The 21,733-nt window shown below is 69.6% G+C and carries 21 protein-coding genes; 2 read left to right on the top strand and 19 right to left on the bottom strand.

Annotated features, from left to right (window positions below; genetic code table 11):
- Position 1 precedes the first annotated feature (1 nt).
- The 14 genes from rimM to AC0LPE_RS09220 form a co-directional block, all read right to left on the bottom strand.
- Entirely contained in the window at positions 2–592 is a 591-nt protein-coding gene (gene rimM, locus AC0LPE_RS09285; RefSeq protein ID WP_490606073.1) for a ribosome maturation factor RimM, read from the bottom strand.
- A gap of 10 nt (positions 593–602) precedes the next feature.
- Complete coding sequence (locus AC0LPE_RS09280) at positions 603–845, bottom strand: RNA-binding protein (RefSeq protein WP_006550954.1); 243 nt, start codon at positions 843–845, stop codon at positions 603–605.
- Positions 845–1,291, bottom strand: a complete 447-nt coding sequence (rpsP, locus tag AC0LPE_RS09275; protein ID WP_088897329.1) for a 30S ribosomal protein S16 — start codon at positions 1,289–1,291, stop codon at positions 845–847. Before rpsP ends, AC0LPE_RS09280 begins: the two co-directional genes overlap by 1 nt.
- Positions 1,292–1,486: 195 nt before the next feature.
- The gene (locus AC0LPE_RS09270; RefSeq protein ID WP_490606072.1) at positions 1,487–2,602 is read right to left on the bottom strand and encodes an amidohydrolase family protein; all 1,116 of its coding nucleotides are present in this window, start codon (positions 2,600–2,602) and stop codon (positions 1,487–1,489) included.
- Positions 2,603–2,615: 13 nt separating this feature from the next.
- Positions 2,616–4,184 carry a signal recognition particle protein gene (gene ffh / locus AC0LPE_RS09265; protein WP_059381161.1) on the bottom strand — a complete coding sequence of 523 codons (1,569 nt, stop codon included), beginning with the start codon at positions 4,182–4,184 and terminating at the stop codon, positions 2,616–2,618.
- Between the two features lie 128 nt (positions 4,185–4,312).
- The gene (locus AC0LPE_RS09260; protein WP_490606071.1) at positions 4,313–6,826 is read right to left on the bottom strand and encodes a [protein-PII] uridylyltransferase; all 2,514 of its coding nucleotides are present in this window, start codon (positions 6,824–6,826) and stop codon (positions 4,313–4,315) included.
- Positions 6,816–7,154, bottom strand: coding sequence for a P-II family nitrogen regulator (locus AC0LPE_RS09255; RefSeq protein WP_016694628.1), 339 nt, complete (start codon positions 7,152–7,154; stop codon positions 6,816–6,818). Before AC0LPE_RS09255 ends, AC0LPE_RS09260 begins: the two co-directional genes overlap by 11 nt.
- A gap of 63 nt (positions 7,155–7,217) precedes the next feature.
- Positions 7,218–8,525: an ammonium transporter gene (locus tag AC0LPE_RS09250; RefSeq protein ID WP_490606070.1), complete on the bottom strand. Its 1,308-nt coding sequence runs from the start codon at positions 8,523–8,525 to the stop codon at positions 7,218–7,220.
- A gap of 244 nt (positions 8,526–8,769) precedes the next feature.
- The gene (gene ftsY, locus AC0LPE_RS09245) at positions 8,770–10,404 is read right to left on the bottom strand and encodes a signal recognition particle-docking protein FtsY (RefSeq protein ID WP_490606069.1); all 1,635 of its coding nucleotides are present in this window, start codon (positions 10,402–10,404) and stop codon (positions 8,770–8,772) included.
- Between the two features lie 12 nt (positions 10,405–10,416).
- Positions 10,417–14,043, bottom strand: a complete 3,627-nt coding sequence (gene smc, locus AC0LPE_RS09240) for a chromosome segregation protein SMC (RefSeq protein WP_229567917.1) — start codon at positions 14,041–14,043, stop codon at positions 10,417–10,419.
- 36 nt (positions 14,044–14,079) lie between these two features.
- Positions 14,080–14,994 (bottom strand): SMP-30/gluconolactonase/LRE family protein, encoded by a 915-nt coding sequence (locus AC0LPE_RS09235; RefSeq protein ID WP_490606068.1) that lies wholly within the window; start codon positions 14,992–14,994, stop codon positions 14,080–14,082.
- Positions 14,995–15,087: 93 nt separating this feature from the next.
- Positions 15,088–15,375, bottom strand: coding sequence for an acylphosphatase (locus AC0LPE_RS09230; RefSeq protein ID WP_229567914.1), 288 nt, complete (start codon positions 15,373–15,375; stop codon positions 15,088–15,090).
- A 3-nt stretch (positions 15,376–15,378) separates the two neighbouring features.
- Positions 15,379–15,816, bottom strand: coding sequence for an OsmC family protein (locus tag AC0LPE_RS09225; protein WP_490606067.1), 438 nt, complete (start codon positions 15,814–15,816; stop codon positions 15,379–15,381).
- The gene (locus AC0LPE_RS09220) at positions 15,809–16,780 is read right to left on the bottom strand and encodes a LysR substrate-binding domain-containing protein (RefSeq protein ID WP_490606066.1); all 972 of its coding nucleotides are present in this window, start codon (positions 16,778–16,780) and stop codon (positions 15,809–15,811) included. The genes AC0LPE_RS09225 and AC0LPE_RS09220 overlap by 8 nt, the downstream gene beginning before the upstream one ends.
- 94 nt (positions 16,781–16,874) lie before the next feature.
- Here AC0LPE_RS09220 and pcaH point away from each other — a divergent pair, with 94 nt between their 5' ends.
- Both pcaH and pcaG read left to right on the top strand, forming a co-directional pair.
- On the top strand, positions 16,875–17,606 hold the full coding sequence (gene pcaH / locus AC0LPE_RS09215) for a protocatechuate 3,4-dioxygenase subunit beta (RefSeq protein WP_490606065.1): 732 nt from the start codon (positions 16,875–16,877) through the stop codon (positions 17,604–17,606).
- The gene (pcaG, locus tag AC0LPE_RS09210; RefSeq protein WP_490606064.1) at positions 17,603–18,286 is read left to right on the top strand and encodes a protocatechuate 3,4-dioxygenase subunit alpha; all 684 of its coding nucleotides are present in this window, start codon (positions 17,603–17,605) and stop codon (positions 18,284–18,286) included. The genes pcaH and pcaG overlap by 4 nt, the downstream gene beginning before the upstream one ends.
- Positions 18,287–18,322: 36 nt before the next feature.
- On the opposite strand, the gene mutM is transcribed toward pcaG, so the two are convergent.
- The 5 genes from mutM to AC0LPE_RS09185 form a co-directional block, all read right to left on the bottom strand.
- Positions 18,323–19,186 (bottom strand): bifunctional DNA-formamidopyrimidine glycosylase/DNA-(apurinic or apyrimidinic site) lyase, encoded by an 864-nt coding sequence (gene mutM, locus AC0LPE_RS09205; RefSeq protein ID WP_490606063.1) that lies wholly within the window; start codon positions 19,184–19,186, stop codon positions 18,323–18,325.
- Between the two features lie 6 nt (positions 19,187–19,192).
- The gene (gene rnc / locus AC0LPE_RS09200) at positions 19,193–19,996 is read right to left on the bottom strand and encodes a ribonuclease III (RefSeq protein WP_490606062.1); all 804 of its coding nucleotides are present in this window, start codon (positions 19,994–19,996) and stop codon (positions 19,193–19,195) included.
- A gap of 11 nt (positions 19,997–20,007) precedes the next feature.
- Positions 20,008–20,190, bottom strand: a complete 183-nt coding sequence (gene rpmF, locus AC0LPE_RS09195; protein ID WP_006551208.1) for a 50S ribosomal protein L32 — start codon at positions 20,188–20,190, stop codon at positions 20,008–20,010.
- A 2-nt stretch (positions 20,191–20,192) separates the two neighbouring features.
- The gene (locus tag AC0LPE_RS09190; RefSeq protein ID WP_016695888.1) at positions 20,193–20,807 is read right to left on the bottom strand and encodes a YceD family protein; all 615 of its coding nucleotides are present in this window, start codon (positions 20,805–20,807) and stop codon (positions 20,193–20,195) included.
- A gap of 101 nt (positions 20,808–20,908) precedes the next feature.
- Positions 20,909–21,667, bottom strand: coding sequence for a DivIVA domain-containing protein (locus tag AC0LPE_RS09185; protein WP_088897337.1), 759 nt, complete (start codon positions 21,665–21,667; stop codon positions 20,909–20,911).
- Positions 21,668–21,733: the final 66 nt, after the last annotated feature.

Below are 21,733 nucleotides of genomic sequence, written 5' to 3'. Positions count from 1 at the left end.
ACTACTGCTTCCCCTCGGTCGACTTCTTCTTCTTGGACGGCGGTTCCCCGAAATCGGGGTCGAGGAGCCCGTCGGGCGGATCGATCTCGATCACGCCGTCCCGGACCGACACCGTCGGCACGATCTCGGTGACGAACGGGACGAGCAGCTCCCCGCGTTCCTGGCCGGCCGGCCGGATCGACAGCAGTTCGCCGGCGGCCGTGTGCAGGACCTCGCGGACGGTGCCGACCTCGGTTCCACCGTCGGAACGCCCGGCGACGATCCGCACCGTCAACCCTTCGAGTTCGTGGTCGTAGAACTCGTCCGGGTCGTCGGAGGGCGGAAGGTCGGCGCTGTCGACGACGAACAGCACCCCGCGCAGTGCGTCGGCGGCGTCGCGACCGTCGATGCCCTGCAGGCGCAGCAGAAGCCGCCCGGAGTGTTCCCGGGCGGCTTCCACTGTGTACTCGTGCAGGTGCTTGTCGCGAGGCTTACGGCCACGCAGGACCGCGCCGACAGCGAAGCGCTCCTCGGGTTCGTCGGTGCGAACCTCGACGACGACTTCGCCTCGGATGCCGTGCGACTTGGCCACACGGCCCACGACGAGCTCCATCGACGCTCGCCTAGCGGTCGGTGTCGACGACGTCGACACGGATACCCCGGCCACCGATTCCGGTGACGAGGGTCCGCAGCGCGGTCGCGGTGCGACCGCCGCGGCCGATGACCTTGCCGAGGTCGTCGGGGTTGACGTGCACCTCGACGGTGCGGCCCCGACGACCCGCGATCAGGTCGACGCGGACGTCGTCGGGATGGGCGACGATTCCACGAACGAGATGCTCGACGGCATCGGCGACCACGGCGCTCATTACTCGGCGGCCTCGGTGGACTCGGCCTCGGTGGACGCCTCGGCGGACTCTTCCTTGGCAGCCTTCTTCTTCTTGGGCGTGACGGCCTCGGCAGCCGGCTCGTTCTCGGCCTGCGCGAGGGCGGCCTGGAACAGCTCGAGCTTGGACGGCTTCGGCTCCGCCTTCTTCAGCGTGCCCTCGGCGCCCGGCAGGCCCTTGAACTTCTGCCAGTCACCGGTGATCTTGAAGAGGTTGAGGACCGGCTCGGTCGGCTGGGCGCCGACGTTCAGCCAGTACTGCGCACGCTCCGAGTCGATCTCGATCAGCGAAGGCTCTTCCTTCGGGTGGTACTTGCCGATGGTCTCGATGGCCCGGCCGTTGCGGCGGGTGCGCGAGTCCGCGACGACGACGCGGTACTGCGGGTTGCGGATCTTGCCGAGACGGGTGAGCTTGATCTTGACAGCCACTGCTGTGTTCTCCTTCGGGGTGCGCCGAGGCGCGTGTCACGTGCAATTCGGACGACGCGCCCTTCTGGCACGCCCGGTTTTGCCTCTAGCCTGTGACCGCCGCGCGGTACGTAACCGGATGCGACGACAGCGAACCATTCTGCCAGACGCGTGAGCCAGGACGAAACCGGCACCCGGTGACCCCACGCACCCTCTCTACAGGCGCGCGGGACTGCCCGAGACCACCCGGCCGCGGAGAACCACGAGATCGGGACGGGCCGCCACCGGGTCGCTGCGCGGATCCTCCCGGTACACGACGAAATCCGCCGACGTCCCCGGCTCGAGACTCGGGTGCCCGAGCCACGCGCGGGCCTTCCAGCTCGCCGCGGCGTACGCCTCGGTGGGGTCGAGACCCACGCGCACGAGCGACGCGATCTCGTCGGCGATGCGCCCGTGCTGCACCTGACCACCGGCATCGGTGCCCGCGTAGATCGGGATGCCGGCCTCGTGGGCGGCGCCGATGGTCTCGTCGAGGCGCGCGTACAGGGCGCGCATGTGCGCTGCGTACACCGGGAATCGCGTCGCCGAATCAGCGATGTCCGGGAAGTTCTCGATGTTGACCAGTGTCGGCGCGAGCGCGGTGCCGTGAGCGGCCATCGTCGCGATGGTCTCGTCGGTCAGGCCCGTGCCGTGTTCGATGCAGTCGATCCCCGCCGCGAGCAGTCCGGGCAGGGCGTCCTCACCGAAGACGTGCGCCGTCACCCGCGCGCCCTCACGGTGGGCCGCGGCGATCGCCTCGACGAGGATCTCGTCGCTCCACAGCGGAGCGAGGTCGCCGACCTCACGGTCGATCCAGTCGCCGATGAGCTTGACCCAGCCGTCGCCGGCCCGGGCCTGACGGGCCACTTCGTCGGGCAGCTGCGACTCGTCCTCGAGGTCGACGGGCAGCCCGCGGATGTAGCGCTTGGGCAGCGCGATGTGCCGGCCGGCCCGGATGATCCGGGGCAGGTCCGCCCGCTGGTCGAGGGCCCGGGTGTCGACGGGCGACCCGGCATCGCGGAGCAGCAGGACACCCGCATCGCGTTCGGTGACGGCCTGCGCGAGCAGACCCTCCTCGTCCTCCGCTCCCCCGCCGAACCGGATACCGACGTGGCAGTGCGCGTCGACGAGACCCGGCAGGATCCAGCCGTCGGCGCAGAGCACCTCGGCGTCGCGGCCGGGCTCGTCCGTGAACGCTCCGTCGGCCCCGACGAACAGCTCGACGGGTTCGCCGTCGGCCAACGACCGGCCCCGCACGACGAAGGAACGCGCATCACCCTCGGTCACGGTCATCCCCCGGCCCGGCTCAGTTCTTGGGGAACTTCAGCTTCGACAGGTCGAAGTTCTCGAGACCCGGAGGAAGCTCGTCGAGGCCCTTCGGCATCTTCGACAGGTCGGGCATCCCGGCGGGCATGCCACCCGGGAGACCGGGGAAGCCGCCGGGCATACCGCCCCGCACCTTCGGCGGCGTCGGTCCGCGACCGCCCTTCTTCCCCTTCTTGCCCTTCTTGCGCTGGTTCTTGCGTGCGCCCGGCATGCCCATCTGGCCGGCCATCGCAGTCATCATCTTCCGGGCCTCGAAGAACCGGTCGACGAGCTGGTTGACGTCGGAGACCTTCACACCGGAACCGTTGGCGATGCGCAGTCGCCGCGAGCCGTTGATGATCTTCGGGTTGGCGCGCTCCTCCGGCGTCATGCCGCGGATGATCGCCTGGATGCGGTCGAGCTGCTTCTCGTCGACGTTGGCGAGGGCGTCCTTCATCTGCCCGGCTCCGGGCAGCATGCCCAGGAGATTGGCGATGGGGCCCATCTTCCGCACGGCCATCATCTGCTCGAGGAAGTCCTCGAGGGTGAGCTCGCCGGAACCGATCTTGCTGGCGGTGGCCTCGGCCTGCTCGGCGTCGAAGACCTGCTCGGCCTGCTCGATGAGGGTGAGCACGTCGCCCATGCCGAGGATGCGGCTGGCCATGCGCTCGGGGTGGAAGACGTCGAAGTCCTCGAGCTTCTCACCGGTGGAGGCGAACATGATCGGCTGGCCGGTGAGCTCGCGGACGCTGAGCGCGGCACCACCGCGGGCGTCGCCGTCGAGCTTGGTGAGCACCACGCCGGTGAAGCCGACACCCTCGCGGAACGCCTCGGCGGTGCTCACAGCGTCCTGACCGATCATCGCGTCGAGGACGAACAGCACCTCGTCGGGCTGCACGGCGTCGCGGATGCCCGCGGCCTGCGCCATGAGTTCCTGGTCGATACCGAGGCGACCGGCGGTGTCGACGATGACCACGTCGTACTGCTTGTTGCGCGCCTCGGCGATGCCCTGCTCGGCCACGGCGATCGGGTCGGCGGCGGTGACTCCGAGTTCGTTCTCGCCTCCGCCGATGGAGGTGCCGGGATGGGGCGCGAAGACCGACACGCCGGCACGCTCACCGACCACCTGCAGCTGGGTCACAGCGCCGGGGCGCTGGAGGTCGCAGGCGACCAGCATCGGGGTGTGCCCCTGCGCCTTGAGCCACTTCGCGAGCTTGCCCGCGAGTGTGGTCTTACCGGCACCCTGCAGACCGGCGAGCATGATGACCGTCGGCGGGGTCTTCGCGAACTGCAGACGACGGGTCTCACCGCCGAGGATCCCGACGAGTTCCTCGTTGACGATCTTGACGACCTGCTGGGCCGGGTTGAGCGCGCCGTGCACCTCGGCACCCTTGGCGCGCACCTTGATCTTCTTGATGAACTCGCGCACCACGGGCAGCGCGACGTCGGCCTCGAGCAGGGCGAGGCGGATCTCACGGCAGGTCGCGTCGATGTCCGCGTCGGACAGCCGCCCCTTGCCGCGCAGGTCCTTCAGGACCCCTGTCAACCTGTCGGAAAGGGATTCGAACACCGAATGCGCTCCTGAGCTCTGACGAAGATGCGGACAATGCTGCGAACCAGGGTAACCGCTCCCGATCCGTCGCGACCGCGGGTGGCCACACCACAGGGCGGGCCACCCGCGCGGTCACGATCCGTCGGTCACGCTCTGTCGACGGGTGCGGGCGGCTCGGGAGCAGGCAGGACCGACAACAGTTCCTTCTCGAGATGTTCGCGGGAGACACGGGTGTGGGCACCTGCGAGATCGACGCAGAACGAGTCGATCACCGTCGAGCCCAGCGTGCTCACCCGAGCCCACCGCACATCGGCTCCGACACGCTCGAAGACGTCCGCGAGGCGGCACAGCAGACCGATCCGGTCCTCCGACCGGATCTCGAGCACGACCTGGTCCGATTCGGATCCTTCGAACCAGATGATCCGCGGCGGTGCGAGAGCGGCGCTGACGGGAACCGCCCGGGCCGTTCGCTCGGGAAGCCGACTCTCGCGTTCGGCGCGGTCCTTGGCCTCGAGGGCACCGAGGAGGTCGAGATCGCCGGAGCGAGCCCGCACGAGTTCCTGCCGGAGCAGGGCCGCTTCGGGCGGTGAGCCGAATCTCGGAGCCACGACGAAGCTGTTGACCGTGCTGCCGGCGTGGCTGCCGATCGAGGCCGACAGCACCCGCAGACCGTGCAGCGAGAGCACACCGGCCTCGTCGGAGAGCACGCCCCGCTCGTCGGGAGCGACGAAGGTCGCGGTGAAGCTGCGGCCGTCCTCGCGCGGGTCGAGCGCGACGTGCAGGGCACCGTCCTCGGCGAGGTTCGCGAGGACAGGATCGATCGGGTCCGGCGCCGGGAGCTCGTCGCCCGCCATCATCATGCGGCAGCGGCGCACGAGTTCCCTGATCAGCGACGCCTTCCAGTCCCCCCACACCCCCGGGCCGGTGGCCTGCGAATCCGCCTCGGCCAACGCGTGGAGCAGGTCGAGCAGCACCGGATCCCCGTCGAGGGCGCCGACGACCGCGGCCACGGTCTCCGGATCGTCGAGGTCGCGGCGGGTCGCGGTGTGCGGCAGGAGCAGGTGGTGCCGCACCATCGAGGTGAGCAGGGCCAGATCCGAGGGCCACAGGCCCATCCGCCGCCCGATCTGCAGGGCCAGTTCGGCACCGACCACGCTGTGGTCGCCGCCGCGTCCCTTGCCGATGTCGTGCAGCAACGCGCCGAGGACGAGCAGGTCCGGCCGGGCGACCCGCGTCGTCAGTTCGCTCGCGTAGACGGCGGTCTCGACGAGGTGCCTGTCCACGGTCCACGTGTGGACGGCGTCGCGGGGCGGCAGGTCGCGCACCGCACCCCATTCGGGGAGCAACCGCCCCCACAGTCCGGTGCGGTCCAGCGACTCGATGACGTCGACCGCGCGACGTCCCGAGCCGAGCAACACCAGGAAGTCGTCGAGGGCTTCGCGAGGCCAGGGTTCGCGCAGTTCCGGTGCGTGATCGGCGAGCCGGGTGAGCGTGGCCGCCGAGACCGGCAGTCCGGCCTGCGCGGCGGCCGCCGCGACCCGCGTGATCAGGCCCGGATCGCGACGCGGATGCGCGTCGCGCGCGAGGGCCACCTCTCCCCCGTGCTCGACGACCCCTTCGTCGAGGGGACGCCGCACCGGTCCGCGGCGCAGACGTGACAGGCCCTTGCGCGGCAGCGAATTGGCCGCGGTGCGCAGCCCGACGTCGACGGAATAGCTGATCGTGCGGGCCGATTCGGTGAGCACCCGCGCAAGATCGAAACGGTCGCCGATCCGCAGCGCCGCGGCGATCTCGTCGGCGTCCTGGGCGCGCAGCTGGTCGCGGGAGCGACCGGCGACGCGGTGCAGCTCGGTGCGTACGTCGAGCAGTCGCCGGTGGGCGGCCGCGAGACCGCCACCCGGGACGTCGGGTCCGAGTCCCGGCATGCCGTCGGTGAGCTGCGCAACGGACAGGGCATTGAGCAACTGCACGTCCCGCAACCCGCCGCGACCGCTCTTGAGGTCGGGTTCGGCCCGGTGGGCGATCTGCCCGCTGCGCTGCCACCGCACCTCGGTCATCTCGATGAGTTCGTCGAAGCGGGACCGGATGCCGGTGCGCCACTGACGTCGCACACCGCCGATGAGCAGATTGCTCAGCTGGGCGTCGCCCGCGATGTGCCGCGCCTCGAGCATTCCCAGCGCAGCCGTCAGATCGGAGGAGAACACCTGGAGGGCCTGGGGCACCGTCCGGACACTGTGGTCGAGCTTGATGTGCGCGTCCCACAGCGGGTACCAGAGCTCGTCGGCGACCTTCGACACGACGGACGGCGCCATGTCGTCGTGGAGGAGGATGAGATCGAGATCGGAGTACGGGAGCATCTCGCGGCGTCCGAGACCCCCGACGGCGACGATGGCGAAGCCTCCCTCGCGCTTGATGCCGAGTTCGGAGCCCTTCGTCGTCAACCAGAATTCGTGCAGGTCCACGAGGGCGTGACGCAGGGCCACGGTGTCGAGGCGGCGGCTGCGGGGGCCGCCGGAGAGCAGGGTGTCGCGGGCTGCCGCGAGATCGGCGGCGCCCGCCGGTGCGGTTGTGCGGGCCGAGGACACCGAAGGCCCCGACCCCGCTGCCGAAGCAGCGGGATCAGGGCCTCGAGTGCCGGACCCCTGGGGGTCAGAGCGCATCCGAACCTCGTTCTCCGGTGCGGACCCGGACCACCGCTTCCACGGGCGTGACCCACACCTTGCCGTCGCCGATCTTCCCGGTACGGGAGGCCTCGACGATGGTCTCGACGACCTTGTCGACAGCGGAGTCGTCGACGACGACCTCGACGCGGACCTTCGGCACGAAGTCGACGGAGTACTCGGCTCCGCGGTAGACCTCGGTGTGGCCCTTCTGGCGGCCGTAGCCCTGCACCTCGCTGACTGTCATTCCGAGCACACCGGCCTGCTCCAGGCCTGCCTTGACGTCCTCGAGCGTGAACGGCTTGATGATCGCCGTGATCAGCTTCATATCCTCATCCTTCCCAGAGCCCGCTGGCCGCTGTCATCCCTGCTCGCTGTCGTGGTCTTCTTATCACTTGAGAGCCGGCGCGAAGTCGTATGCGGATTCCGCATGTTCGGCTTCGTCGATACCGCGGGCCTCTTCCTCGTCGCTCACACGCCAGCCCATGGGCTTGAGTGCGAAGGCGATCACTGCGGTGACCACAGCGGTGAACGCCAGGGCGACGACAGCGATGACGATCTGGATGACGAGCTGCTTGTAATCGCCACCGTAGAACAATCCGGTCTCGGTGCCGAGGAAGCCGATGGCGACCGTGCCCCACAGGCCCGACACGAGGTGGACACCCACGACGTCGAGCGAGTCGTCGTAACCGAACTTGTACTTCAGACCCACGGCGAGGGCGGACAGGATGCCGGCGATGACGCCGAGGGCGATCGATCCGACCGGGCTCAGCGAGCCGGCAGCGGGGGTGATGGCGACCAGGCCGGCGACGGCACCGGACGCGGCACCGAGGCTGGTGGCCTTGCCGTCACGGATGCGCTCGGTGACGAGCCAGCCGAGGATGGCGGCAGCGGTGGCGGTGGTGGTGTTGACCCAGGCCAGGCCGGCGAGGCCGTCGGCCGCGAAGGCGGAACCGGCGTTGAAGCCGAACCATCCGAACCACAGCAGTGCGGCACCGAGCATGACGAACGGCAGGTTGTGCGGGCGGAAGGCCGTGCGACCGAAGCCGGCACGCTTGCCGATGACGACGGCCAGGACGAGAGCGGCGATACCGGCGTTGATGTGGACGACCGTGCCACCGGCGAAGTCGATCGGCTCCACCGCGGCGCTGATCTCTCCGTCGACGTCGACGGTGCCGAACATGGCCGCTGCGATGCTGCCCTCCTGACCGGAGAGCAGGCCGCCACCCCACACCATGTGGGCGAGCGGGAAGTAGGCGCAGGTGACCCAGATGGCGGCGAACGCCATCCACGTACCGAACTTCACGCGCTCGGCCAGCGCACCGCTGATCAGCGCGGTGGTGATGATCGCGAAGGTCACCTGGAAACCGATGTCGATGATCTGCGGGTAGTTGCCCGAACCACTTGCAAGGAACTCACCATCCTCGCCGTACATGGCTCCCTGCAGACCGAACTGCTCGAACGGGTTCGCGAAGATCCCGAGCACGCTCTCGTTGCCGTAGGACATCGACCAGCCCCACAGGACGTAGATGACCCCGATCACGGCCATCGCGCCGAAGGACATCATCATCATGTTGAGCACGGACTTGGAGCGGGACATCCCGCCGTAGAAGAACGCCAGGCCCGGGGTCATCAGAAGCACGAGCGACGCTGCTATCAGCATCCACGCTGCGTCGCCGGTGTTCACCACTTCCTCCACTTGCAACCTCCCTGTAGGCCGCGCCGATCGGCGCGTTGTCGAGGGAAAGCTTGCTGCCCGGATGTTTCCGTGGAGGCGCCGTGCTGTTTCGTGGGCGTGAACGCAGGAACCGACCTTGTTTCATCCTTGTTTCACACTTTTCGGACACCGCATCCCACCGACGGAACCGGCCGCTGCCCGCGTGAGCGGACAGCGGCCGGAGCGACGGAATACGGTGCGGATCAGCCCGACAGGGCAGCGTCGATCAGCCCAACAGGGCGTCCACGAAGGCTTCCGGTTCGAAGGGGGCGAGATCGTCGGCGCCCTCACCGAGACCCACCAGCTTCACCGGGACGCCGAGTTCGTGCTGCACCTGGAAGACGATGCCGCCCTTGGCGGTTCCGTCGAGCTTGGTGAGCACCACACCGGTGATGTCGACGACCTCGGCGAACACACGGGCCTGCATCAAGCCGTTCTGACCGATCGTCGCGTCGAGGACGAGCAGCACCTCGTCGACGGCAGCCTTCTTCTCCACGACGCGCTTGACCTTGCCGAGCTCGTCCATCAGGCCCGTCTTGGTGTGCAGGCGGCCGGCGGTGTCGACGAGGACCGCGTCGACACCGTTATCGATACCTCTCGCGACGGCATCGAACGCCACCGCGGCGGGATCGGCGGCCTCCTTGCCGCGAACGACCTCGGCGCCGACGCGTTCGGCCCAGGTCTGCAGCTGGTCGGCGGCCGCGGCGCGGAAGGTGTCGGCGGCACCGAGCAGCACCCGGCGTCCGTCCGCGACGAGCACGCGGGCGAGCTTGCCGGTCGTCGTGGTCTTGCCGGTGCCGTTGACACCGACGACGAGCAGCACGGCGGGATGGTCCTCGTGCGGGAGGGCCCGGATGGAGCGGTCGAGCTCGGGGCGGAGCTCGTCGACGAGCACGCTGCGCAGCACGGCGCGGGCGTCGGCCTCGCTGCGCACGTTGTTCACGACCATCTCCTCACGCAGACGGTCGACGATCTTGGTGGTCGTCGCGGCACCGAGATCGGCGACGAGCAGCGTGTCCTCGATCTCCTCCCAGGAGTCCTCGTCGAGGTCGCCGCCACCGAGCAGACCGAGCAGGCTCTTGCCGACCGCCGACTGCGAGCGGGCCAGACGGCCGCGCAGGCGGACGAGGCGACCCGCAGTGGGTTCGATCTCCTCGATCGGGGCTGCCGGAGGAACAGCGGCCGGTCCGGCCGGTTCGACGACCTCGGGTTCGGTGACCTCGGGTTCAGCGACGGTCTCTGTCGCCGGGGCGGGCTCGACCTCGGGTTCCGGTGTCGGTGCGACTTCCGGTTCGGGGGCGACCTCGGGCTCGACGGGCTCGGGAGCGGGACGCTCCGGCTCCGGGGCGACCTCGGGCTCGACCGGCTCGGGTTCGGCCGGCTTCGGTTCGGCCGGCTTGGGTTCTGCAGGCTTGGGTTCTGCAGGCTTGGGTTCTGCAGGCTTGGGTTCTGCAGGCTTGGGCTCGGCCTTCGGCTCGGGCTTCGGTTCCACCTTCGGCGCAGGCGCCGGTTCCGCCTTCGGCTCCGCGGGGGCGGGTGCGCTCGGCGGAGCTTCGGTGATCTCCTCCGGAAGCGGCACCGTGCGGGGCGCGGGCTCCGGCTTCGCCGCAGGCTTCGGTGCCGGTTTCGGCGCCGGCCGGGGGGCCGGCGCCGGTGGCGCGGCCGTGCCCTGCGAGAAACTGAATCCGCTCTGCGCCTTGTAACCGCCCGAGCGGTCCTTGGTTTCGGCGGAATCGAGCTGCGGGGTCTCGGGCGCCTTCAGCGACACCTGCCGCCGCCGGTAGAGGGTCAGACCGACGACGAGCGCGACGAGAACGACCGCCAGCGCGGCGGCGATGACTATCCAGGCTCCGGTACTCACGCACCCATACTGTCAGGCCTGGAGCTCTTCCTCCGGTTCGGGGACCGGTGTCGCGATCTCGCGTCCGCGCAGTCGCTGCGAGATGACCCGGGTGATGCCGTCGCCCCGCATGCTCACGCCGTACAGCGCGTCGGCGACCTCCATCGTCGGCTTCTGGTGCGTGATGACGATGAGTTGGGACTTCTCGCGCAGCTGCTCGAACAGCCCGATCAACCGTCGCAGGTTGGTGTCGTCGAGCGCGGCCTCGACCTCGTCCATCACGTAGAAGGGTGAGGGGCGGGCCCGGAAGATCGCGACCAGCATCGCCACGGCGGTCAGGGACTTCTCGCCGCCCGACAGCAGCGACAGGCGCTTGACCTTCTTGCCCGGCGGGCGGGCCTCGACCTCGATGCCGGTGGTGAGCATGTCGCTCGGGTCGGTGAGCACGAGCCGTCCCTCCCCGCCGGGGAACAGCTTCGCGAAGACCTGTTCGAACTCGCGCTCGACGTCGGCGTAGGCCTCGGTGAACACCTGCAGGATCCGTGCGTCGACCTCCTCGACGACGGCGAGCAGGTCCTTGCGGGCGCTCTTGACGTCCTCGAGCTGGGTCGACAGGAAGTTGTACCGCTCCTCGAGGGCCGCGAACTCCTCCAGCGCGAGCGGGTTGACGCGTCCGAGCGTCGCGAGATCCTTCTCTGCGCGCTTGGCCCGCCGCTCCTGGGTGGCCCGGTCGTAGGGCATCGGTTGCGGAGCGACCACCTGTTCGCCGCGCTCGCGTGCCTGCTCGTACTCGGCCATCTCCAGCGGCGTGGGCGGCAGCGGCACGTCGGGGCCGTACTCGGCGACGAGGTCGTCGAGGGCGATGCCGTGCTGCTCGAGGATGGTCTGTTCGAGCTGTTCGATCCGGAGCGAGGCCTGCGCCCGGGCCACTTCGTCGCGATGCACCGCGTCGGTGAGCTGGTCGCGCTGCGCGGACAGTTCGCGGACGAGTTCGCGGGCCCGTTCGAGCTGTTCGGCGCACTCGGCGCGGCGCCGGTTCAGTTCGTCGCGCTGGGCGAGTGCCGTCGCCACGGCTACGTCGAGTTGTTCGGCGAGTCGCTGTCCTGATTCCGCCACCGCCGCGGCGACGGCCGCCGCCTGACGACGCGCGATCCGGGCACGTTCGGCACGAGCACGTGCCTCGCGCTCGGCCTGCGCGGCGCGGCGGAGCGAATCCGCTTTGCCCCGAAGCGCTTCGGCGCGTTCCTCGGCCGTGCGTGCCGCGAGTCGCGCCTCGACCTCGACGGCCCGGACCTCGGCGAGGGCGGCCGCGGCCATCTCCCGCTCGGCGGCGGTGTGATCGGTGCCGGCACCGTCGCTGCTCCCGGCCGAGTCGTCCTCGGCCAGGCGCAGTCGCTCCTCGAGTTCGACCAGCTTCTCCCGCGCCGCGTCGCGTTCCTTCTCGGCCTCGGTGCGCTGGGACGCGAGCCGTCCGGATTCGGCGTGGGCGGTGCGTGCCGCCTGGCCGAGCCGGCCGAGCTGTTCGTAGACGGCAGACATCGCCGCATCGGACTCGTTGAGGGCGGCGAGGGTCTGTTCGACGTGTTCGGCGCGTTCGGCCTGTTCCGCGAGTGCGCCCGCGAGGGCTGCGGCCAGTTCCTCGGAGCGGCGTTCGGCCTGTTCGAGACCGGCACGGGAGGTGTCGATCGCCGCCTGGATCTCGAGGGTGCTCGGGGCGCGGTGCGAGCCGCCGACCACCCAGCCCGCGCCGGCGAGGTCTCCTCCGCGCGTCACGGCGCGCAGGTCGGGCCGGGCAGCGCTGACCCCGAGGGCGGTGGGCAGGTCGTCGACCACGACGGTGCGGGCCAGCAGGCCGTCGACGCCTCCGCGCAGGTCGGCGGGACACTCGACGACCTCGCGGAGCCACCGGGCACCGGTCGGCAGGTCGCCGGTGTCGGTGGGGCCGGTTGCGCCGGGCAGGACGAACGCCACCCGGCCCTGGTCGGCGTCGGCGAGCGCTGCGACCGCCGAGATCGCGGCGTCGGCCGACTCCACCTCGAGGGCATCGGCTGCGGCACCGAAGGCGGCTGCGACGGCGGCCTCGTATCCCGGGGACACCCGGAGGCGGTCGGCGAGGCGCCCGACGAGTCCGTCGCCGGACCGCGTGTCGATCAGCCAGGCCGCGCCGTCGGTACGTTCGAGGCCCATCGACAGGGCCTCGATGCGGGCGCCGAGGGAGGCGACCTCCTTGCCCGCGGCGCGTTCTGCCTCCTGCAGTTCGGCGACCCGCTCGTCGGCGAGCCGCTGCGCTTCGAGCGCTCGTTCGTGCTGCGCGTCGGCATCGATCTCACCGGCGTCGAGATCGTCGATGCGTGCCTGAGCGGTCTCGAACTCGGCCTGTGCGGCAACGCCACGGAGGCGGGCCTCCTCGATGGCGACGGTCAGGCGCGCGATCTCCGCGTCGATCGACTCGGCGCGGGTGCGCATCGTCTCGACCTGGCCGGCGAGACGCGCGAGGCCCTCGCGCCGGTCGGCGACGGCACGCACCGCGGCCAGATGCGCGCGTTCGGCGGCCGCTGCGGCCTCCTCCTGCGCGGCGAGCTGCTCACGTGCCGCTTCGAGCGCGCCGTGCGCGATCTCGACGGCCTCGATCAGTTCCGCTTCCTCCGCGGCGATCCGGTCGGCGCGGGCCTCCATCTCGTCGGGATCCTGACCGGAACGGTCCTCGGGTTCGGCGTGCAGGTGGCGGGCGCGTTCCTGCGCGACCCGCACGGTCGCCGAGACACGCTCGGCGAGGGCGGACAGGCGGAACCACGTCTGCGACGCCGCTTCGGCACCCGGTGTGAGCTGCGCGAGGGCCTGTTCGTGGCGGGCGAGTTCGGCGTTCGCGTCGTCGAAGGCCGTGAGCACGGTGTCGAGTCGCTCCCGGACCATCTTTTCCTGCTCGTCGTGCCCGGCGAGTTCGGCGCGGCGCGTGACGAGGTCGTCGGCGGCCAGACGCAACCGCGCGTCGCGCAGGTCGGCCTGGATGGTCTGGGCACGACGCGCGACCTCGGCCTGCCGGCCGAGCGGTTTGAGCTGGCGTCGCAGTTCGGCGGTGAGGTCGGTGAGGCGGGCGAGGTTGGCCTGCATCGAGTCGAGCTTGCGCAGCGCCTTTTCCTTGCGCTTGCGGTGCTTGAGGACGCCGGCGGCCTCCTCGATGAAGGCGCGCCGGTCCTCCGGGCGGGATTCGAGGATCGCAGCGAGGCGGCCCTGGCCGACGATGACGTGCATCTCGCGGCCGATACCGGAGTCGGACAGCAGTTCCTGCACGTCCATGAGACGGCAGGAACTGCCGTTGATCTCGTATTCGCCGGCGCCGTCGCGGAACATGCGGCGGGTGACGGAGACCTCGGAGTACTCGATGGGCAGCGCGCCGTCGGAGTTGTCGATGGTGAGCGTGACCTCGGCGCGTCCGAGCGGCGGGCGACCGGCGGTTCCGGCGAAGATGACGTCCTGCATCTTGCCGCCGCGCAGGGCCTTGGCGCCCTGCTCCCCCATCACCCAGGTGAGTGCGTCGACGACGTTCGACTTGCCGGACCCGTTGGGGCCGACCACACAGGTGATGCCCGGTTCGAAACGCAGAGTCGTCGACGAGGCGAAGGACTTGAAGCCCTTCAACGTCAGACTCTTGAGGTACATGGGTGAGAACTCTACCGGCGGGTTGTGACCGCTTTCCTAGGCCGGGTGCACCGCGCGCACCGTCCCGTCGAAACCGGTCGTGTACAGGACGTTCGGGTCCCAGCCCGGTCCCGAACCGAAGGCGAGCGAGGACATCAGCGGGATGCCCTCGGCGATGCGGCAGCCGTGCCCGGTCGCCGGATCGACCCGCAGGACCGCGCCGGCGAGGTTGAGTGCGATGTACAGCGCTCCGTCGGGGCCGATCGTGAGGTCGTCGGGCATCGAGAGCAGGCCCGGCCCGGGCAGGTCGATGCTGCGCACGGGTCCTTCGAGGTCGCGTGCGTCGAGGATGTGGAGCCGGTTGACGTTCTCGAAGGTCGTCACGGTGTACACCGTGTCGCCGTCGACGGCGATGCCGTTGACGGATCCGAGATCGGTACGGACGACACGGGCGTCGCCACCGCCCGCGGGCACGAGAGTGAGTCCGACCTCGCCGAGATCGCGCGAGGCGAGCATCGAGCCGTCCGAGAGTCGGCCGAGGCCGTTGGGCATGACCAGCCCGGTGCCGTGGGTGCCGCGTTCACCCGTGTCGAGGTCGAGCGTGTCGATCGTGCCGTCGGCGGTCCCGGCCAGCCCCGAGACGGTCGTGTTGCCCACGTTCAGGTACGCGGTGGGACCGTCGACGACGATGCCGCCCGGACCGGACACCTCGGGCAGCACGGTGGTGACGCTGCCGTCGGGAGCGATCCGGCGCAGCGCTCCGGGGCCGACGAAGGAGGTGTCCGAGACGAGCAGACCGCCTCGCTCGTCGAACGCCAGATTCTCGAGGACACCGAGTCCGGACGCGACCGTCGTGACCGTCCGCGGCGCGCAGGCAGCCGGATCGGCCGCCGCCGGTGCTGCACCCAGAGGTGTCACTGCCACAGCGGCGACTGCTGCCGCCACCATCGTCGAACGTGCACGCCTGCCCATGCGTCTCCCCCTTGCCGACCGCGACCGGCACCACCCGGCCGCATCCACCCGATCGCGGCAGGATACCAAGCCGAACGGACAAACAGGACGAAGTCAGCGTTCGACGAAACCGGTGAGGTCGCCGCGCGCGGGATCCCACGATTCGACGACGAGCCGCACCCCACCGGGAGTGTCGCCGGATTTCAGCCACGCGAGGAGCTGTTCGAGTGCGGGACGGGGGCCTTCGGCGACGACCATCACGCGACCGTCGGGGTGATTCGTCGCGTGCCCGACGAGACCGAGTTCGAGTGCGCGGGCACGCGTGAACCAGCGGAAACCGACCCCCTGGACGCGGCCGTGCACCCACGCCGTGAGCCGTTCGACGTCTGCGGGGGCGTTCATCGATCAGTCCTCGGCGGTGATCGTCAGCGAGACCTTGGTGCCCGCCTCGAGGGTGCGGCCCACTGTGCATACCTTGTCGACGGAGCGTTCGACGAGGGCGATGAGCCGGTCCCGCGCAGCAGCGTCGAGCTCCGACAGGTCGAGGACCATCTCCTCCTCGAGGTGCGGGTAGACCTCGTTCTCGCGGTCGGCGGCACCGGAGACACGGATCGTCGCGTCGTAGTCGTCGCCGAGCCGGCGGGACAGCGGGAAGTCCGAGGCCATGCCGGAGCACGCGGCGAGCGCGATCTTGAGCAGCTCGCCCGGGGTGAAGACGCCCTCGACGCTCTCCGAGCCGATGAGTACCTCGGCGCCGCGGGAGCTGCGTCCGGTGTAGCGGCGCGTGCCGGTGCGCTCGACCCACAGCTCGGTGGCGGGAAGGTCGGAAGTCTGGTCAGCCATGGGGGAAATCCTGCCATGTCCCGTCGACGGGGATGTCGCGGAGGATGGTCACGAAGTCCTCGACCGCGGCGGACGACGCGTCGGCACTGCGTCGCAGCACTCCGACCGGTTCGACGGTGCCGGCGGTGGGCACGTCCAGACGCCGGACCACCCCGTCGGCGAGGTCGTCGCGGGCCGCGCGCTCGGTGGTGATCCACACGGCGTCGCTGCGCCGGACCACCCCGCGCGCTACGGCGAGGTCGAGTGTCTCGATGAGCCCGACCGGCAATCGCAGGCCGTGACGTTCGAACAACGCCTCGGTCGCGTGGCGCGGCACGGTGCCACTGGTCGCGACCACCAGGGGGTATTCGAGCATGTCGGCAACGGAGACGGAACGCCCGGCGAGAGGATGGCCGGGCCGGACGACGAGGATCAGCGTCTCGGCGTACAAGAGTTCGAACGACAGCCCGACCATCCGGGACGGTTCGGCCATGCGTCCGAGGACGACGTCGAGTGCGCCGGCGGCGAGCGCCGACAACAGGACGGCGTTGGAGTCGGTGCGGATCCGGATGTCCAGATCCGCGCGTACGCGGCGCAGCTCCGCCAGCGCTTCGGGGAGCATGGACCCGGCCACGGTGGGCAGGGCCCCGATCCGCAGCGGCTCGCGTGCGGGTTCGGCCGCTCCGGCCAGTGCGGCCACCGCTGCGTCCAGTGAGGTGGTGACGTCCTGCGCGTATCGCAGGAAGCGGTGACCTGCCGCTGTGAGGCGCGCGCCGTGCCGGCCGCGGTCGAGGAGCTTCGCTCCGGCGAGGACCTCGAGCTCGTTCAGGGTCTTCGTGACGGCCGGCTGACTCAGTTGCAACAGATCGGCGGCCCGCCCGACCTGACCCTCGCGCGCGACGGTGACGAAACATCTCAGGTGCCGGAGGCGGATGCGTCGCGCCTGCTCCGGGACGGACGAGAACGGACCGAACTCGGATTGCATCACTGGAAGTTATGGCTCAACTACTTTTTTGTCAATTTACATGAGTTTTTCTTCGCCATATGGTTGTGCTCACAGCTCAGAGATCGGAGATCGCATGTCCACCGGCGAATACGTCGAGCGCGACCACACACTGCACCCACCCGCGCTCACCCCCGGCTACCGCACGTCGGTGCTGCGCGCACCGCGGAACGCGCTCATCACGCCGAAACCGACCCTGTCGGAGATCACCGGCCCCGTCTTCCGCAGCGACGAGCTCGGCGCCCTCGACAACGACCTGATCCTGAACTTCTCGAAGGACGGCCTACCGATCGGTGAGCGCATCATCGTCCACGGCTTCGTCAAGGACGAGTTCGGCAATCCGGTCGAGGGCGCACTCGTCGAGGTGTGGCAGGCCAACGCCGGTGGCCGGTACCGCCACAAGAAGGACACCTATCTCGCCCCCATCGATCCGAACTTCGGTGGTTGCGGGCGGATGCTCACCGACGCGAACGGCTACTATCAGTTCAGGACGATCAAGCCCGGCGCGTATCCGTGGGGCAACAGCCGCAACGCCTGGCGCCCGGCCCACATCCACGTGTCGATCCTCGGCCGCGGGTGGGCGCAGCGCCTGATCACCCAGCTGTACTTCGAGGGCGACCCGCTCATCGAGAGGTGCCCGATCGCGCGGACGATCCCCACCGTGGACCAGCTCCGCAGCCTGATCGCCCAGGAGGATCCCGCCTCCAACGCGCCGTTCGACGCCCGCGCATACCGCTGGGACATCACCCTGCGCGGTCGCCGCGCCACCTTCTTCGAGAACACCGACCTCCCGGGAGCCCCGCGATGAGCCTGCCCACCGACCCCAACCGGCCCGTACCCCCGCTGCTCCCCCGCGCGATGGTCACGCGTTTCCCGGAGACGCCCTCGCAGACCGGCGGCCCGTACGTCCACATCGGGCTGGCGCCGCAGCAGGCCGGCTTCGACATCTTCGACAACAACTTCGGCAACGTCCTCGTCACCGATCAGACCGAGGGCGAGCGGATCGTGTTGGAGGGCCGCGTCATCGACGGCACCGGCACCCCGGTGCGCGACGCACTGCTCGAGAGCTGGCAGGCGAACGCGCACGGCCGGTACGCCCATCCGGACGACGCGCAGGACAAGGACCTCGATCCGAACTTCCGCGGCTGGGGACGCACCGGCGGCGATTTCGAGACCGGCGTGTTCACGATCGAGACGATCAAGCCCGGAGCCGTCACCAACCCCGACGGCTCCGTCTCGGCACCCCACATCCTGCTCGTGATCTTCGCGCGCGGCATCAACCTCGGCCTGCACACGCGGGTCTACTTCGAGGACGAGGCCGAGCTCAACGCCGCGGATCCCGTCCTGAAGGGCATCGAATGGGAGGTGCGGCGCAACACGCTGATCGCGTCGCGGTCCGAGCGCGACGGACGCACCGTCTACACGATCGACATCCGATTGCAGGACACCCCGGACGGCGGCGCCGAGACGGTCTTCTTCGACATCTGACGAGAACCGTTGCGAACGGCCCGGTATGCGCGTGCGCTACCGGGCCGTTCGCGGTCGTGGCTGACACTTCGGGCAGCTGTACGAGGAGCGGTTCATGAACTTCTCGCGACGGATCGGCGCGCCGCAGCGTCGGCACGGCTCGTTCTCGCGCCCGTAGACGTTCAGGGAACGCTCGAAGTAGCCGGACTCCCCGTTGACGTTGACGTAGAGGGCGTCGAACGACGTGCCACCCTGGCCGAGAGCCTCCGCCATCACCTCGGTGGCGGCGTCGAGAGCCGACCGGAGCTTCGGACGCGACAGCGCGCCGGTCGGCCGGTTGCCGTGAATCCTTGCGCGCCACAGCGCTTCGTCGGCGTAGATGTTGCCGATGCCGGAGACGACGGTCTGGTCGAGCAGCGCACGCTTGAGCTCGGTGTGCTTGGTGCGCAGCACGGCCACGACCGCGTCCGGGTCGAACCGGGGATCCATCGGGTCACGGGCGATGTGCGCGACCGGCAGCGGCAGACGATCACCGTCCACCTCCACGAGCGGAGCCAGGGCCCAGCCTCCGAAGGTGCGCTGGTCGACGAAGCGCAGATCGGCACCGTTGTCGAGGACGGCGCGGATACGCAGGTGCTTCTCGTCCGGCACGGTCGGGGGCTGCACGAGCATCTGCCCGCTCATCCCCAGATGCACCACGAGCGCCAGATCGGCCGGTTCGAGCACGAGCCACATGTACTTGCCGCGACGCTCGACCGAGGCGACCTTCTGACCGGTCACCTGCAGTGCGAGATCGCGCGGACCGGGCTCGTGCCGGCGGACGGCACGCGGATGCAGCACCTGCACCGAGTCCACCGTCGCGCCGACGACGTGTGCGTCGAGTCCGCGCCGGACCACCTCGACCTCGGGAAGTTCGGGCACCTGCGGTCAGTTGCCCTCGGTGGGCGTGTCGGTGGACCCGGACTGCTGATCGGAAGCCTCGACATCACCGGTCTCGGCAGCAGTGCCCTCGGTCAGCGCGTTCCACGCGGCCGACGCGGCCTTCTGCTCGGCTTCCTTCTTGGTACGTCCGACACCGGTGCCGTAGGGATTGCCACCGATGAGGGCGGTGGCGGTGAATTCCTTGTCGTGATCCGGACCGGTGGCGGTGATCTCGTAGGCGGGAACACCGAGACCGCGTTCGGCGGTGAGTTCCTGAAGACTCGTCTTCCAGTCCAGACCGGCACCGAGACGGGGGCCGCGTTCGAGCAGGGCAGCGAACAGGCGCAGAACCACTTCGCGCGCGACGTCGATGCCGTGGGCGAGATGGACGGCGCCGAGGAGCGATTCCATGCCGTCGGCCAGGATGCTGGCCTTGTCGCGTCCGCCCGTCAGCTCCTCACCCTTGCCGAGCAGGAGGTGCACTCCGAGCCCACCTTCTCCGAGGCCGCGCGCCACCTCGGCGAGCGCGTGCATGTTGACGACGCTCGCGCGGATCTTGGCGAGTTCGCCCTCGGACTTGTCCGGGTGGGTGAGGTAGAGCTTTTCGGTCACCGCGAGCCCGAGGACGGCATCGCCGAGGAACTCGAGACGTTCGTTGGTGGGCAACCCGCCGTTCTCGTAGGCGTACGAGCGGTGGGTGAGCGCCAAGGACAGCAGTTCTGCGTCCAGAGGCACGCCGAGGGCGGCGAGGAGAGACTCGTGGCTCTCTTCGCCGCCCTCGGTAACTGTTTCGGAGGACTTGCTCGTCACGTGAATACCGATTAGACGGGCGCGGTCACCTGACGGCCGTTGTAGGTGCCGCACGACGGGCACGCCACGTGGGGCAGCTTCTTCTCTCCGCAACCCCGGTTCGGGCAGGTGACGAGCGTCGGCGCAGTGGTGTTCCACTGGCTGCGCCGCGACCGGGTGTTGGAACGCGACATTCTGCGCTTGGGGACGGCCACGTCTACTTCTCCTCGTTGTTCAAGCTGTCGATTTGACTGCTGGGTTCTTCGGAGCCCGCGCCGAACTTGGCTGCCAACCCAGCCCAGCGAGGATCCATTGTCTCATGACGGTGCCCGGATTCCGCAATCGCCAGGCGAATGCCGCATTCGGGGCACAATCCCGCACAGTCGTCACTACACAACGGCTGCAGCGGAAGTTCCAGGCCCACCGCGTTCACGAGGACCGGTTCGAGATCGATGAGATCGTTCTCGACGCGGTACACCTCGTCGTCCTCGGTGGTCTGCTCCGTGACGCTGTTCGGGTAGGCGAACAGCTCGGTGAGGTACACGTCCACCGGCTCGGTGAACGACTCGAGGCACCGAGAGCACTCACCGACGGCGTCGGCACGAACACTACCGGTGACCAGGACGCCCTCGGACACCGACTCCAGGCGGAGATCGAGATCGATCTCGGAACCTTCCTCGATCGCGATCAGATCGAGCCCGATGCGCGAGGGTGACGGCACCTTCCGTTCGACCGTACGCATCGAACCGGGCCGACGGCCCAGGGAGAGCGTGTCGAACACCAGCCCGGAGTCCCGGCCGGAACGGGACGTGCTGGAATCACGGGTGGACACGGGGAACTCACCTTCTTCGGACGACGCAGGACACGACTCGGTCGTGATAGGGCAACCGCTCCATGATACGCGATGGACGGCAGGAGCGAAAATCCCGCGGGTCAGCGGCGACGGCTCGCCCGGTGATCGGCCTCCGCGAAGTCGGGAGCACCCGACAGCCGCAGCTGCTGCCGGCCGCGGCCGACGGACCGCAGCGTGGTGCCGAGCAGTTCCTCGAACTCCGACAGCTTGCCGTCGATGTACTCGTCGCACTCGGTCCGGAGACGGTCGGACTCGGCGTGGGCCGAATCGATGACTCGCGCCGACTCGGCGTGTGCGGCCTGCACGACCTCGGTCTGCGACACCAGACGCGCCTTCTCGGCCTCGCCCTCGGCCACGGAACGCTCGTAGGACGCCTGCCCGGACTCGACCAGACGGTCGGCCTCGACGCGGGCACGCCCGGTCACGCTCTCGTACTGCTTGTTGCCCTCGGCGACGAGATCGTCGGCCTCGGCCTGCGCATCGCGCACCAGTTCCTCGGCATGGGCGCGGGCCTCCTTGACCATCCGGTCCGCCTGGGCCTTCGCGTCCGCGAGCATGCGGTCGGCGTCGGCGCGCGCGTCCTCGAGGAGGGTGCGTGCCTCCTCGTCGGCGTCCCCGACCGTCTTGTCGGCCTGGGCCCGCGCGTCGTTGATCAGCTTGTCGCGGTGATCGAGGACGTCCTGCGCGTCGTCGAGTTCGGGCGGCAGCGCATCGCGCACGTCGTCCAGCAGTTCGAGGACATCGCCGCGCGGAACCACGCAGCTCGCCGTCATCGGAACGCTACGTGCCTCTTCGACGATTGCGACCAGCTCGTCGAGTGCCTCGAATACCCGGTACACGCCCAACCCCAATCACTCGCTCGACACGACCGGTGCGGTCGCGCCGCCGTCCAGTCTGCCGCAGCG

The organism is Rhodococcus sp. S3, assembly GCF_058211795.1.
This window is presented reverse-complemented; position numbering and strand designations above follow the sequence as displayed.